The organism is Streptomyces sp. KL109B (assembly GCF_030766935.1).
Lineage (GTDB): Bacteria > Actinomycetota > Actinomycetes > Streptomycetales > Streptomycetaceae > Streptomyces.
This window is the reverse complement of sequence record NZ_JASERL010000005.1, coordinates 307224-320110: the sequence shown is the minus strand read 5'-3', so window position 1 is coordinate 320110 and position 12887 is coordinate 307224. Positions and strand designations below refer to the sequence as shown.

10 protein-coding genes are annotated in these 12887 nt (G+C 70.0%); 4 read left to right on the top strand and 6 right to left on the bottom strand.

Annotated features, from left to right (window positions below; genetic code table 11):
• The first annotated feature begins 1 nt into the window (after position 1).
• Positions 2-1246: an MFS transporter gene (locus RBJ65_RS19485; RefSeq protein WP_306317469.1), complete on the top strand. Its 1245-nt coding sequence runs from the start codon at positions 2-4 to the stop codon at positions 1244-1246.
• A gap of 92 nt (positions 1247-1338) precedes the next feature.
• On the opposite strand, the gene RBJ65_RS19480 is transcribed toward RBJ65_RS19485, so the two are convergent.
• The 5 genes from RBJ65_RS19480 to RBJ65_RS19460 all read right to left on the bottom strand — a co-directional run bounded on the left by RBJ65_RS19480 (position 1339) and on the right by RBJ65_RS19460 (position 5275).
• A complete protein-coding gene (locus tag RBJ65_RS19480) occupies positions 1339-1866 on the bottom strand; it encodes a carboxymuconolactone decarboxylase family protein (RefSeq protein ID WP_306317468.1) in 528 nt (175 codons plus the stop codon).
• Positions 1867-1888: 22 nt separating this feature from the next.
• Positions 1889-2170, bottom strand: a complete 282-nt coding sequence (locus tag RBJ65_RS19475; RefSeq protein WP_306317467.1) for a hypothetical protein — start codon at positions 2168-2170, stop codon at positions 1889-1891.
• Positions 2171-2311: 141 nt separating this feature from the next.
• Positions 2312-3733: an amino acid permease gene (locus RBJ65_RS19470; protein WP_306317466.1), complete on the bottom strand. Its 1422-nt coding sequence runs from the start codon at positions 3731-3733 to the stop codon at positions 2312-2314.
• 64 nt (positions 3734-3797) lie between these two features.
• The gene (locus RBJ65_RS19465; RefSeq protein ID WP_306317633.1) at positions 3798-3986 is read right to left on the bottom strand and encodes a RidA family protein; all 189 of its coding nucleotides are present in this window, start codon (positions 3984-3986) and stop codon (positions 3798-3800) included.
• Positions 3987-4066: 80 nt separating this feature from the next.
• A complete protein-coding gene (locus RBJ65_RS19460; protein WP_306317465.1) occupies positions 4067-5275 on the bottom strand; it encodes a MalY/PatB family protein in 1209 nt (402 codons plus the stop codon).
• A gap of 81 nt (positions 5276-5356) precedes the next feature.
• Between RBJ65_RS19460 and RBJ65_RS19455 the strand changes: the two genes are divergently transcribed.
• Positions 5357-5842, top strand: a complete 486-nt coding sequence (locus RBJ65_RS19455; protein ID WP_306317464.1) for an Lrp/AsnC family transcriptional regulator — start codon at positions 5357-5359, stop codon at positions 5840-5842.
• 113 nt (positions 5843-5955) lie between these two features.
• On the opposite strand, the gene RBJ65_RS19450 is transcribed toward RBJ65_RS19455, so the two are convergent.
• Positions 5956-9348, bottom strand: coding sequence for a GH92 family glycosyl hydrolase (locus RBJ65_RS19450; protein ID WP_306317463.1), 3393 nt, complete (start codon positions 9346-9348; stop codon positions 5956-5958).
• A 383-nt stretch (positions 9349-9731) separates the two neighbouring features.
• On the opposite strand from RBJ65_RS19450, the gene RBJ65_RS19445 reads away from it, so the two are divergent.
• A complete protein-coding gene (locus RBJ65_RS19445) occupies positions 9732-12206 on the top strand; it encodes an MFS transporter (protein WP_306317462.1) in 2475 nt (824 codons plus the stop codon).
• 148 nt (positions 12207-12354) lie between these two features.
• Positions 12355-12846, top strand: coding sequence for a hypothetical protein (locus RBJ65_RS19440; protein WP_306317461.1), 492 nt, complete (start codon positions 12355-12357; stop codon positions 12844-12846).
• Positions 12847-12887: the final 41 nt, after the last annotated feature.

The following is a 12887-nucleotide window of genomic DNA, read 5'->3' as shown; positions in this document are numbered from 1 at the left end:
TGTGAGTCGTTCCGAGCGCGGCGGCGGAGGAATGTCCCGTACGACGCCGGGGTTCGCGTTGGCCGTCATCGCGGCGAGCACGCTGCTGTCGATGAGCGTGTGGTTCTCGGCGTCGTTCGTCCTGCCCCAGCTGAAGCAGGAGTGGCAACTCGGCCCCGGCTCCGGGGCGTTGCTGACCGTCGCGGTGCAACTCGGCTTCGTCGTGGGCGCGGTGCTCTCGGCGATGTCGGGCCTGGCCGACAGGGTGACGAACCGGGTGTTGATGTGCGGCGGCGCGCTCGGCGCGGCGGCCGCCAACCTGTGCGTGCTCCTGGCCGACGGCCTCGGGCCCGCGGTCGTGCTGCGGTTCGCCACCGGATTCTTCCTCGCGGCGGTCTATCCGCCGGCGCTGAAGGAGACCGCGACGTGGTTCCGCGCGGGGCGCGGGAAGGCACTGGGCGTCATGATCGGCGCGCTCACGGTCGGCTCGGCGCTGCCGCACGCCGTCAACGCCGCCGGAGGCGTGGACTGGCACCTCGTCATCGCGGCGACGTCCCTGATGGGCGCGCTCGGCGGCGTACTGGCGCTCGCCCTGCGCTCACCAGGCCCGTACCCGTTCCCGCGCCGCCCGGTCACCATCGGGGGCGCCCTGCGGTCGCTGCGCAACCGCGATGTCGTGCTGGCCGACCTCGGTTACGTGGGACACATGTGGGAGCTGTACGCGATGTGGGGCACGGTCGCGTCGCTGCTGGCGAGCGTCCCCGTGGTCGCGGACGCCGCCCGCAGCGACGTGCTGGCGTCGGCGATCGCCTTCGTGTGCATCGGAGTTGGGGCGGTGGGCTGCCTGGTCGGCGGCGTGCTCAGTGACCGTCGGGGGCGCGCGTGGGCCGCGCGCGTCTGCCTGCTGTGTTCCGGAGGCGCGGCGCTGCTGCTCGCGCTCGGTCTCGACGTACTGCCGTCGGGCGTGATCATCGCGGTGTGCGCGTTCTGGGGCTTCTGGGTGGTGGCGGACTCCGCGCAGTTCTCGGCCCTGGTCACCGAGCGGGCGGACCCCGACTACGTGGGCGGGGCCCTGTCGCTGCAGCTGGCGCTCGGCTATCTGACCACCGCGCTCACGCTGTGGGGCGTACCGGTTCTGGTGGCGCACACGTCGTGGCGGATCGCGCTGCTGGTGCTCGCCGTGGGGCCAGTGGTCGGGGTCACGGCCATGAGCCGGTCGATCGTCAGGGACCGGCGACGTGTGCCGGAGCCGCAGGTGTCCGACTGAAAGGGCTGCAGGGCTGCAGGGCTGCGGGGCTGCAGCCGGTCGGGCCGGCCGTCAGGTGATCGTGGTGTCACCTGACGACCGGGACTGGTGTCTCACACGGCCAGCGCCACCAGGAACCGGGACACCATGTTGTACGCCGCGACCGTGGCGACCGCCTCCACGGTGCGCGCCTCACCGAACAGCTTCTTCAGCTTCTCGATGACCTCGGCGTCGACCTCCACCTGCCGGGTGGACTGATCGGTGAGGGCGAGCAGCGTGCGCTCCTCCTCGTCGAAGAGCCCGGCCACCGTGTCCGCGTCCTTCAGGGCGACGGCCTTCTCCTCGGTGCCGCCCGCGTCGAGGTACGCCGGGTAGTGCACGCCCCACTCGAACTCGGCGCCGTTGAGCACCGCGACCCGGAGCATGATCAGCTCGCGGTGCTCCAGATCCAGGTCGAAGTCGGCCCGGACCCGGCCCAGCAGTTCGTTCCACCCCTTGGCGAGGGGGAAGCTGCGCAGCAGCATGCGGTCGATGCCGATCAGCTCACCGTTCGGACGGCGGCCCCGCATCTCCGTCAGCAGCTCGGCGGGCGGGGCGGGCTGGACGCCGTCCTGCCAGGGGGTGACGCGCGGGTCACTCATGTCGCACTCCTTGATGAAACGGTCAGGCGGCGTCGTAGACACGCACCTCGGGGTCCGCCTGAAGCAGCGGGGACAGCGCGGTGACCACGTCGTCGGTGAACAGGGCGCTGCCGAGATAGGCCTGCGCGTCGGCGACGGTCGCGAATCCGTGGAGGACCTGGACGTCCTCGTCGCGCACGAGCAGTTCCTTGCTCGTGGCGCCGGGGACGGTGTCGAGGAACGTCTGCTTGTACTTCTCGTACACACCCGCCGCGGCGGCGCGGTTGCCGGGCTCGATCCGGAGAGTGATCTGAAGATACGCCATGGTTATACCTCGCTCGATCAATGAGTGAAGGGATGTGGTCGGGGTTGCGGCCTTACGCCGTGACCATGCGGACAAGTTAGATACCGCTCGTGGGGTCCGGTAGGGGATCGTGCTGAATCCTGGTATAGCGAATATGTATGGCTAGCGGCCGTCGGCGAGTTGCTCGGCTGGGCGTCGCTTCGTGTTCCTGGTGTAGAAGGTGTACGCCGCGTACACCACCAGGACCCAGGCGCCGGAGACGGCCAGCGAGACACGTGTGTCCGGGAGGATGGCGATGCAGGCCAGCACGGCGGCGATGAACAGCAGGGCGAGGTAGTTGCTGTAAGGGTGGAGCGGCATCTTGTAGCGGAGCCGGTCCGCGCGGCCGTCGCGGATCCTGGACCGCCGGAACCTGAGGTGGCTGACGACGATGGAAGCCCAGGCGCACAGCAGGGCGAAGACGGTGACGGACGAGAAGACCGTGAAGACCTGACCGGGCATCAGGAGGTTGAGCAGCACACCCGCGGCCATCGTCACGAAGACCGCCACGACCGCCCGGGACGGGACGTTCCTGTCGTTCACGGTGCCGAGGAACCTCGGCGCGTTGCCCTGCAACGACAGGTTGTAGAAGGTCCGGCTGTTGGTGAAGACGGTCGAGTTGACCGCCGAGAGCACCGCGGTGATGACGACCACGTTCATGATGGTGGCCGCGGCTGGTACGCCGATCTTCGCGAACACGGTGACGAACGGGCTGCCGGTGCCATTCAGCGCGGTCCACGGGAACACGGTGACGAGGACCGCGATGGCACCCACGTAGAAGATCATGAGGCGCCAGAAGGTGGCGTTGACGGCCTTCGGCATCGTCGTGGCGACGTCCTTGGTCTCGCCGGCCGCTATGCCGAGGTTCTCCACGCCACCGAAGGAGAAGGCGACCATGGCGAGGGCGAGGAACGCGCCGCCGACTCCCTCGGGGAGGAAGCCGCCGTGGTCGTGGAGGTGGCCGAGGCCGATCGCGACGCCGTCGTTTCCGACGCCGAAGAAGATGAGGGCGGCCCCGAAGAGAATCAGGGCGACGATCGCGGCGACCTTGACGATGGCGAACCAGAACTCCGCCTCACCGTAGAACTTCACCCCGACGACGTTGACGACGAACATCACGGTGACCGCCACCGCCGCGGTCACCCAGATGGGAACGGCGGGAAACCAGAACTGTATGTAGTGCCCGAGCGCGTTCAACTCGGCGGCGGTGGTGGCCAGGAGGAAGATGAACGCGTTCCAGCCGTTGAGGAAGCCCGCGAAGCGGTGGATGTAGCGGTTGGCGTAGGAGATGTAGGCGCCGGACACCGGTTCCTCGACCGACATCTCGCCGAGGGCCCGCATGATGAAGTAGATGGCCAGGGACGCGACGGCGTACGTGACGACGATGGCGGGGCCCGCGGTGGCGACGGCCGACCCCGAGCCGTAGAACAGGCCGGTCCCGATGGCGCCGCCGATCGCGATCATCTGGATGTGCCGGCTCTTGAGATCCCGTTTCAGGTCTTCCTTTTCGAACGTGTCGAAGTCCTTCGCGGCGCTTGTGGTCATGTCACTGCTCCCTGGGCGAAGAGGGTGGTGCTCAGACGAAGGGGCCGTGCGGGTTCTTGCGGTCTCAGGCGGTGGCGAAGACCGCTTCGACCTCGACCGGGGCCCCCATGGGCAGCCCGGCGACACCGACGGCGGAGCGGGCATGCCGGCCCGCCTCACCCAGTGCGGTGGCGAACAGGTCGGAGGCGCCATTGGCGACCAGGTGCTGCTCGGCGAACCCGGGGACGCCGGCGACGAACACCGTTGTTTTCAGCAGCTGTTGGATCCGGTCGAGGCCGTGGCGACCGGTTCGCCGTCACGCGGGGGCAACTGCCCTGAGGTGCGCACCGGTGTTCACGGGCCCTCCACCGCGGTGAGCAGGCGGCCGATGGCTTCGTCGACGGTCGAGCGGGGGCACCCCAGGTTTACGCGCATGTAGCCGTGCCCCTCGGTCCCGAACTTCTGTCCCTTGTCGAGCCACAGCCGCGCCTTGGTGAGCATGAACTTGTCCAGCGCCTCGGCGTCCATGCCGAGCTCCCGGCAGTCCATCCACGCCAGGTAGAGGGAGTCGGCCGGAAGCACCCGCACCTTCGAGGTGGCGCCGTTGACCTCCCGCGAGAAGTGCTCGTGGTTCCCCCGCAGGTAGCCGAGCATGTCCTCCAGCCACGGCTCGCCGTGCGCGTAGGCGGCCTCGGCGGCGACCATGCCGAGCACGTTGACCAGCGGGAACACATTGCGCTCGTACTGCCTGGCCAGTTCACCGCGCAGTCGAGGGTCCGGGACGAAGGCGTTGGCGCTCTGCAGTCCTGGGAGGTTGAAGGTCTTGCTGGGGGCGGTACACGTGATGCTGTTCCGGGCGAACTCCGGTCCCAGGGAGGCGAACGGGATGTGCTTGCGGTCCGGGTTGATGACGAGGTCCTGGTGGATCTCGTCGGAGACGACGAGCACACCGTGCCGGGCGCAGATCTCGCCCATCGTGCGCAGCTCGTCCTCGGTCCAGACGTTCCCCGTCGGGTTGTGCGGGTGGCTGAGGATGAAGAGTTTGGTGTCGGGCCGGATGGCGGCCTCGAAGGTACGGGCGTTGAAGCGGTAGCCGTCGTCGGTGCGTTCCAGCGGGGCGTACGCGAGGTGGCGGCCGTTGAGGCGGACGTCGTCGTGGAAGTGGGCGTAGACCGGCGGCTGGATCAGGATCGAGTCGCCGGGCGCGGAGAACGCCTGCACCGCCGTCTTGAGGGTGGTGATGATGCCGGCGGTCTGGAGCACCCACTCGTGGGGCACCTCCCAGCCGAACCGCTTGGCCTGCCACCCGGTCACGGCGTCGAGGTAGCCGGCGGTCGCACCTCCCGGGTACCCGAAGACACCGTGGTCGACGGCCTCGTGCAGCGCGTCGAGCACGGCCTGCGGGGCCTTGAAGTCGGTGTCGGCGACCCACATCGGCAGCGGGTCGGCCGCGGCCTCGTCGGGCGCGAGCAGTTGATGGGCGTAGGCCCACTTCATGGAGTTGGACTTCGTGCGGTCCACGACGGCGTCGAATATCGATCCGGTGCTGGTCTCGGTTGCCATGGCTGGATGCTAGCCACGACACGGGACAAGATGTTCGTGAACTTTGCCCACGTGGAGGTTCTATGAGCTAGAAATTTGCTCATGGACTCCATGGATCGCAAAATTGTTGCCGCGCTGCAGGTCGAGGGGCGGATCACCCTCACCGAACTGGCCGACAAGGTGCGTTTGAGCGTCTCGCGCTGCCAGCGACGTGTCCGCGATCTGGAGGCGGCCGGGATCATCCACGGCTACCGAGCCGTCGTCGACGCCGCGGCCATGGGGTACGGCTTCGAAGTGCTGCTCTTCGCCACGCTGAGCCGGCCCGACGTGGTGACGGAGTTCGACGCGGCGCTCGCCGGGATCCCCGAAGTCATCGAGGCGCAACGCCTGTTCGGCGAGCCGGACTACCTGATCCGCGTCGTCAGCGCCGACCTGCCCTCGTACCAGCGGCTCTACGAGTCCGTACTCATCCACCTGCCGGGGGTGCGCGGCCTCAACTCGACCATCGTGATGAAACAGGCCGTGCGGCCGCGTCCGCTGCCGGGGAGGGCGCCGCGTGACACGGACCGTCCGGCGGCGAACGCGTGAATCCACTCGCGCCCCGCCGATTTTTGCCGGTCCTGTTGGTCCTGCGCCCGCCCCCGCGCGTGACGCCGTCGCGCCCTCCCGCGTGACAAGGGAGGGCGCGACCGCCACGACGATCAGTGCGTCAGCGTCATCGCGTAGATCTCCAGGTCACTGTCGTACTGCCAGTCGAGGCCGCCGGATCCGGGTGCGACCCATGCCGGTACGGACGGTGGTGCGAGGGTGAGGGAGCGGGGGTGTTTGCCGGGGGTGAGGGGGACGGTCGTTTCGTAGAGGGATGCCTTGGTGTCGGTCTTCCCTGTGCCGGGCTTGAGTTGGTACGCCGTCGTGGCCGCGGTGTCGTTGTCGAAGTCCGGGGACTTGTTCTCCCAGCCGGTGAGTTGGAGCGGGACCGTCGCGGTGCTGCCGTCCGTGTAGGTGACGACGGCGGTGGCCGATGCGGCGCCCGTACTGCCGTTGTCGGACGCGCCCACGATGTGGAGGGCGCGGTGGTAGTCGCCGGATGGGAGGGCGACGGCCTGTCCGGTCGACTTGACGAAGTTCTTGGCGGTGCCGGAGGTCGGGGGTGCCTGGTAGGTCACGCCGTCGAAGGAAACCGGTCCCGGGGCGGGGAGTTGGTCGGCGGCGAAGCTCGTGCCCCTGCCGTCGAAGTCTCCCTGGCCGGGCGCGGCGAGCGTCGCGACGCCGTCGTTGTTGTAGGCGGAGGTGAGGTCGATGGCGCACGAGGCGTCCGTGCGGACCGCGCAGCGTGCTCCGCCTTGCGGGACCTCCACAGTGACGTCCTTGTCGACCGGGGCGGCTCCCGGGAGTTCGGCGGTGACCGACACCTTGTAGGTGCCCGGCTCGGTTCCGGCCGGTGCCGTGAGGCGCAGGCGGTTGTTCAGCTGGGTGGGGAGGCCGTTCGACGCGGCCGTCGATGTCGCGCGGGCCGGGGTCACCGACCACCCCTTCGGCGCGTGCGCGGACACGGCGACCCGCGCGGTGCGGGGAGCCGTGGCCAGCAGGGTGAGGTCGACCCGCTGGTGCGAGGCGCGATCCGCCGTGAGGTCCATGACGACCTGGTCGGGACCGACGTCGGCGCTGAGCCGGTGCTGCGGGTTCGACGTCGTGTTGATCGACGGCGGGGCGCTCTTGGCGGCCGTGGCCCAGGAGGTGGGCTCGGTGCTCAGGTCGTAGTCGATGTGCCCGCCGTGGGCGATGTCGGCCTGCTCCACCCAGGCCTTGTCCCAGGCCCTGCCGTTGACCTTCGCGGACGCGATGTAGCGGTTGGCCATGCTGCTACCCGGCGCGGAGATCGTCAGGGTTCCGCCCTGCGCCGTCCCGTAATCACCGATCCGCACGCGGGCGTTCGGGAACTGCGGAGTGGTGATGACGTCGAAGTTCCCGCCACTGGTCGTGGGACAGAGCCCCAGCGACGACATCACGTACCACGAGGACATCTCGCCCATGTCGTCGTTGCCGGGGATGCCGCCGGGGCTGTTCGTGAACAGCGTCTCCTGCGCCTTGACCACGGTCGCGGTGCGGCCGGGCTGCCCGGTCCACGCGTAGAGGTACGGCGCGATCATGTTGGGCTCGTTGTTCGGGTTGTACTTCGTGGAGCCGTAGTAGTCGTACGGCTCGCTGACCCAGGCCGTGCGAGCGGTCCCCTCCGGGTCGGCGAGGAGCTTGTCGTAGGCGAAGAAGTCGTTCAGCCGGCTGTTCGCTGCGTCGCTGCCGCCCAGCATGGCGATGAGGCCGGCCGGGTCCTGGGGCACCGACCACTGGTATTGACTCGCGTTCTGCTCGTGGAAGGCGTGGTCGCTCGTGACCGGGTCGTACGGCGTCAGCCAGGTGCCGTCGGCCGCGGTGCGCGGCCGGAACTGGCGGGTCTGCTTGTCGAAGACGTTCTTGTACGCCTGACCGCGCTCGGCGAACATCTTGGCGTCGCCCTCGTGGCCCAGCCCCTTCGCCATCAGCGCAAGCGACGCGTCGGCCGCCGCGTACTCCAGCGTGGCCGAGGTGCCGTAATAGCAGTCGTTGTCGTTCGACTTGGTCGGGCAGCAGTTGCCGCGCGTTCCGCCGTCGCAGTCGGCGCTGGACTTGACGTTGAGGCCGTACGGGACGTAGCCGCGCTCCGCGTAGTAAGCGGCCCCGGCGCGCCCGTTCTCGCGGACGTCGGCGGGCGGCACCTTGGTCGCGTTCTCCCGCAGGTACGTGTACGCCTCCTGGGCGTCCGCCCCCTTGAGCAGCCCCTTCGACCAGCCCTCGACCAGGAACGGCGTGACCGGGTCACCGGTCATGATGTTGCCCTCCTGGTCCTCCAGGTACCAGCGCGGCAGCGCGCCGCCCTCCCGCGCGATCGCGAGGATCGACTTGTCGATGTCGCGCGCCACCTTGGGGACGAGCATCTCGAGCAGCTTGTTCTGCGTCCGGTAGGTGTCCCACAGCGAGAGGTTGCTGTAAGGGGTGTAGTCCCTGGCGGTGTGGATCCTCTTGTCGGCCCCGACGTAGCGGCCGTCGACGTCGCCGATCAGGTTCGGGTCCAGCAGCGAGTGGTACAACGCCGTGTAGTACGCGACCTGTTGGTCGTGCGAACCGCCTCCGATGGCGGCCTTGCGCAGCATGGTGTTCCACTTGGTGTTCAACGCCTTGTGCACGGCGTCGAAGTCGAATCCGAACCTCCCCGACTCCGCCGCGAGGTTCTTGCGGGCGCCGGCGGCACCGGTGAAGGAGAGCCCCACCTTCGCGACCACGGGAGCGTCGTTCTTCCTCGTGTCGAACGACACCCAGGCGCCGTTGGACCCCTTGGCCGCCGAGTCACGTGACTCCGGGCTCCGCTCGTCGCCCTTCCACGTGCCGTACGAGGTGAACGGGCGGCTGAGCCGCGCGACGAAGTAGGTCTTCTTGGAGTCCTCGACCCACCCCTCGATCGTCCGGTCGCCGACGACGTGGATCTCCGAACGGGACACGCCCGCACCGGAGTTGAACATCACGTTCGCCCGACTCGTGCGCGGGAACGTGTACTTCTGCCACCCGGTCCGCGCGGTCGCCGTCAAGTCGGCGGTCACGCCGTACTTGTCGAGCTTCGTCCGGTAGTGGTCGGGCCCCGTCGTCTCGTTGGCGTGACTGAACTTCGAGGCGTACTCGGCCGGGTCGGTCGTGCTCACCGCGCCGGTCGTGGGCATCATCGGCAGATAGTTGAACCGGCACCCGTTGATCGTCGTCTGGCTGAACCCGACGACCGTGTCGGAGGACTCCTTCTCGCACCCCGTGCCATCGGCCGTCCTCATCAACGGGCTCTGCTGCACCAGGCCGAACGGGGCGCCCGCGGCGGGGAAGGTCAGCCCCTCGTTCTCGGTCCCGATGAACGGGTTGACCAGGCGCGTCAGATCGGCTCCCGGACTTGGCACCGCGTCTGCCGCCGCGTGCGCAGCGTGTGCCGCGTGTGCCGCGTGCCCCGCGTCCGTCGCGTGCGCTGCGGCGGTGCCGGCGGAGCCCGCGGCGGTGAGGGCGATACAGAGCGCGGCCACCCCGAGCCGGTTCCTCCACCGGTTACTCCACCGGTTCCTGGGACGCCGGTTCCTGGGACGCCGGCTCCCGGGACCGCTCCGGGTCGGTACGTATCGCGTTGAATGCACTGCCACTCCCGCCGTGCCACCACTCTTGGACATCGTTGTCATGCGTGCGGCACGCAACGCTAGATCGTCTCCACTGCCCCGGCAAGGGGCCTGACACATCGTCGAGTTGGGCCGCCCCGTACCGGGTATGGAACGGGATGCCCATTGTTCGGTGAAGGGGAGGGTGCCGGGGCGTGACCGGAAGCATGCTGCACCTGAGGGGCCGTGGTCCTCTGTTGCGCGGTGCTCGGCGTGAGGGGCGCCGGGGCGCGTGGGGCACGGCCGGGTGGGGTGCGGTGGGGACGGTTCTCGCGCTGTTCAGGGCGTTGGCGTGGGTGTTGTGCGTGGGGGAGGGGCTGCTGAGCGTCGTCGCGGCGCCGCTCGTCCACGACGAGGTGCGTCGTGAGGTTTCCGAGAAGCTCGCGCTGCGTGACATGAGTGGCTTCGACCGTGCGCCGCTCGTCGCCGTGTGTGCCCTCGTGGTGGCTGTGCTGTGTCAGTTGGGGCTTCGGCGGGTCGATCTGGTGCTCGTTCTACGGATCGGTGGGACGGCGCAGGACGCGGTCGCGCCGACTGCCGTGCCCGAGGTGCCGGAGCTGGGGGTCGCGGCCGGTGTGCCACCCGAGTTCGGGCGGCCGCGGCGGCGGCCGAACCCGTGGTTCGGGCAGCTCTGCCGGGTCGGGGGCGTGCTTCTCAACCTTGCCGCCGTGGCCGGGTATCTGAAGGCGCTGTGGGAGCTGGCCGGGCTGGTGGTCGGGGTCCAGTTCCTGGACGAGTTCGGCTGGGGTGAGCTCGGACAGTGCGCCGCCTGGGTCATCGGCGCGCGGATCGCGCAGGTCCTGGCGCCACGGCTGCTGCGGCACGGCCGCCGCCACCGCGTCGTCCTGCCGTCCTCCCTGGCCGACTGCCTGAGTCGGCCGTACGCCCTCTATCTGCGTCCGTTCGACAAGGACGGTGTGATCGCCGATCAGCCCGTCGGGCTCGACTCCCGGCCGCACTACGTCAACACCACCGGGTCCACGCTCACCGTCGAGGAGATGCTCTCCGGCACGCTCGCGCCGGCGGGCCGGCTCATCGCGGTCGGCCACCCCGAGGACGAACTGCCGCCGCCCGGCGCCGCCCGCGTCTATCTGCCCTGGGACAACTGGGAGCCGACCGTCCTTGCCCTCATGGAGCGCGCCGGGCTCGTCGTCCTCGGAACCGGTCCCGCCCGCGGCACGCTCTGGGAGTTCGGGCAGGCGGTGCGGCGCTGCGCCCCCGCCCGGCTGGTGGTGCTGGTCTACTCGGATCCGGCCGAGTACGCGGTGTTCCGCACCGTCGCCGACCGGCTGCTGCCCGCCGGACGTCACCTTCCCGACCTGCCCGAACCCGCCCGTCCCCGGCGCTGGATCGGCGGCTACCCGCTCAAGGGACTCATCGTCTTCGACGACGACTGGCGGCCGACGCTGCTGCCCGTGGACCTGGCGGTCACCCGCACCCGGATCAGGGGCCGCCTCAACGAGGACGTACGGCTCCAACTGTGGACGCTGTTCCAGCGGGCCCTCGGACGACTGGGCCTGCGCCCGCCGCCCGCCACCGCCATCACACGGAGAAAGCGGTACCGGGCGCTGACCGCGATGCTCACGGGCATCTGCGTCCACGGACTCGCGTACGGGGCGTTCACCGGCTGGTCCTCCCAACTGGGCTCGGACGGAGCGGGGGCCGGACTGCTGGCGGGGCCGTGGTTCGTCCTCGATCCCGTAGGCGCACTGCTGGTCGGTGCCGTTGCCGACCGCTGGGGGCGACGGCCGGCGGCGCTGCTGACCGCGTCGGTCATGGGGCTGGCGCCGTTGGCACTCGCGCCCGACCCGGACCCGGGTTCGGCGGTGGCGATGGCCGGCGTACTGATCGCGTTCTCGTGCTTCACGCTGGCGTACGGCGGGGACTTCGCCCTCGGCGCCGTCCTGCTCGCCGAGTCGGCAAGGCCCGGCCGCCGTGCCACGCTCCTCGGCTGTTACCTCCTCGGCGTGTATCTGATCCACGCGGTTCTGGAGGGGGCCTCCACCGACCTCTACGAAGGCGCCGGGCGTGGGGTGGTGCTGTCGGTCGTCGTCGCGCTCACCGCCGTAGCGCTGTGGCTGCGCCGCGGACTGACCGAGCCGCGTGGGCCACGGCAGTTCGCGGCGCCCGAACGAGGACTGTTCGAGGCGCTGCGGCGCCACCGTGGGGCCACGGCGGCCGTCCTACTGGCCGGTCTGGCGCTGGAGTTCGGTCTCTACGCCATGGGGAGCGCCCCCGCCGACATCCCCTCCGGCGTCCTCGATCTCTCGACGAACCAGACCTTCGCGCTCTACGGACTGCTCCTGCTGACCCTCCCGCTGTTCGGTCTGCTGGCGGACCGGCTGCCGCGCGGCACGCTGCTCGTGGCCTGCTGCGCCGGACTCACGCTCGTCCGTGCGGCCGAGGCTGCCGCGAGCAACGGCCCCGGCGCGCTCGCCACGTCTCTCCACTGGGCCGACGCGCTCCTGGTCGTCGGCTGCGCACCGGCCCTGGTGGACGCCTTGGTCGGCGCCGTGCCCGCCCGGGTGCGGGCGGTGGGCGTCGGGCTGCCGTTCGTGGCGGCCACCTCGTTCACGGGGCCGGTCGTCGGCGTCCACGACGAGTTCTTCGATGTCCTGGGAAAGGACTGGGTGTTCCCGCTCGCGATCGCCCTGCTGTACGCGGTGGTCACGGTGTGGGCAATCCGGGGTGCGCGGGCCGCGCGGGGCGGCCATGAGGTGCTGGACCGCTGAGCGTCCGTCCGTGGCGCGTCCCCCGTCCGGTGCGCGGAGACCGAACCGGTGCGTGACGTACGCGTTATGATCCCCCGTCAGCTGCCGGTACGGCAGTCGGAGTCCGGCAGCGGGTCGGGCCGACGGCACGGCAGGGGAGAGCGAAACCGTGACCACCATCGTGGTGACCGGGCACATGGATCTCACCGAGGACACCGTCCAGTTGGTCCGCGCCGCTCTGGACACCCTGCTCGAACGCTGCGCCCAGGACGGTCCGTTGGCCGGCGTCTCCTGCCTCGCCGCGGGCGCCGACACCGTGTTCGCGGAAGCCGTCCTCGCCGCCGGCGGCCGGCTGACCGTCGTCCTGCCCTCCCGCGACTACCGCCGGCACGTCGTCGGTCCTGCCCACGCGCCCGCCTTCGACCGGCTCGTCGAGGCCGCCGACGACGTCGTCGTTCTCCCCTACGAGACGGCCGACCGCCAGGCCTACGAGGCCGCGAACGCGGCCCTGTTGGAGCGCGCCGACCGGCTCGTCGCCGTCTGGAACGGCGCGCCTCCCACCGGCAAGGGCGGTGGCACCGCCGACGCCGTTCTCGCGGCCCGAGCGGCGGGCGTCCCGGTCGACGTCGTATGGCCGCCCGGCGCGGAACGCGGCACCTGAGACAGGTCCGATGGCAAAGCTTCCGATGAAAAGGCCCCCGA

Coding starts and splice junctions, on each gene's coding strand:
- RBJ65_RS19455 (WP_306317464.1), top strand. CDS start 5,357: ATGGACTCCATGGATCGCAAAATTGTTGCCGCGCTGCAGGTCGAGGGG.
- RBJ65_RS19460 (WP_306317465.1), bottom strand. CDS start 5,275: ATGGCAACCGAGACCAGCACCGGATCGATATTCGACGCCGTCGTGGAC.
- RBJ65_RS19475 (WP_306317467.1), bottom strand. CDS start 2,170: ATGGCGTATCTTCAGATCACTCTCCGGATCGAGCCCGGCAACCGCGCC.
- RBJ65_RS19470 (WP_306317466.1), bottom strand. CDS start 3,733: ATGACCACAAGCGCCGCGAAGGACTTCGACACGTTCGAAAAGGAAGAC.
- RBJ65_RS19480 (WP_306317468.1), bottom strand. CDS start 1,866: ATGAGTGACCCGCGCGTCACCCCCTGGCAGGACGGCGTCCAGCCCGCC.